At 47.5% G+C, this 1,027-nt stretch carries 2 protein-coding genes; both read left to right on the forward strand.

What is annotated here, in order from left to right; translation table 11 throughout:
- Nucleotides 1-468: 468 nt before the first annotated feature.
- Complete coding sequence (locus NB063_RS32145; RefSeq protein ID WP_250933951.1) at nt 469-633, forward strand: hypothetical protein; 165 nt, start codon at nt 469-471, stop codon at nt 631-633.
- A 314-nt stretch (nt 634-947) separates the two neighbouring features.
- The coding region (locus NB063_RS32150) for a type II secretion system protein (protein ID WP_250933953.1) at nt 948-1,027 on the forward strand (80 nt) is incomplete at its 3' end.

The following is a 1,027-nucleotide window of genomic DNA, read 5'->3' on the forward strand; positions in this document are numbered from 1 at the left end:
GCGTCGAGGCGCATCGAATCAACCGAACCGTGGTGGGCACTGTATAAATTGCTGTTTATATCGCGTTCTTTAAAATCACACTGATTAAATCACACTGATTTTATCGAACGGTGGTGCTATCGTTTAAATGTGTTTCAATTTCAACAGAACAGGGCCATATAGAAACAAGCGCTGGCCACAATGCAAAATGGTCGTCTTGACGCGTCTCTAGCATTAACGCAGACGCACCTCCGAAAAGCCATAGTTTGATTTCTTAAGATCCTCTTGGTTCCTCACCCTCCACTTCCCGCTCTTTCTCAAGCAAGTGGAAGCTGCCATCCAGGAGAGAAGGTAATGCCGTTAACTTGCAATCCCTTGCTTGAACAGTTTGTTTCCGTAATCGATTTGTCTGATTGCGAATTTTGAAACTATCCGCCGCTCGGACGCGGCTACTGCAACCGTTTCCAACTTTAACCCCGCTGAAAAGACATGAATTCTGCCATCCGACGACTCGCCCTTGTCACGGTTTTGTTCGTCCCCACATTAGGCTGCGGCAGCTCCGAACCGACAGTGATTCAGCCGCTGCCAAACGATGCTGAGTTGCAGGAGATCAATGATGGGATGGCCGAAGCAGCCAACGATGATACCCAATAGCTCGGTCTTTCGGACGCACGCTTCAATGCGTCCCCGCGCTGCAAATTGATCGTGTCGCAGTCTGCATGCGTGGCCCGCTCTTCATATCGCAATTATGCGGGAAGGCGTTTCTTTTGCGCGTAATCCTTGCAGACAACTTCATCCTTGCAGACAACTTCGTTTGACAAGAGTTCTTTGACCGACAGCATTATTGCTCCGTCTAGATATTTTGCTCTTTAAGTTTTCATTTCATTTCAAAGTGAGTTACGTGCGTATGCACTGCCTCACGCTTTCCTTTGCGTGTTTTAATTGCCCTCCCCCCACAGGTTAATTTTATGTTCCTTAATCGATCGCGAGATAATCGAAACGGATTCACATTAGTTGAACTCCTAGTCGTGATTGCCATCATCGGTGT

This window comes from Aporhodopirellula aestuarii (assembly GCF_023701485.1).
GTDB classification, from domain to species: domain Bacteria; phylum Planctomycetota; class Planctomycetia; order Pirellulales; family Pirellulaceae; genus Rhodopirellula; species Rhodopirellula aestuarii.

Excerpts from the sequence above, each read along its gene's own strand:
- NB063_RS32145 (WP_250933951.1), top strand. The coding sequence starts at position 469 with ATGAATTCTGCCATCCGACGACTCGCCCTTGTCACGGTTTTGTTCGTC.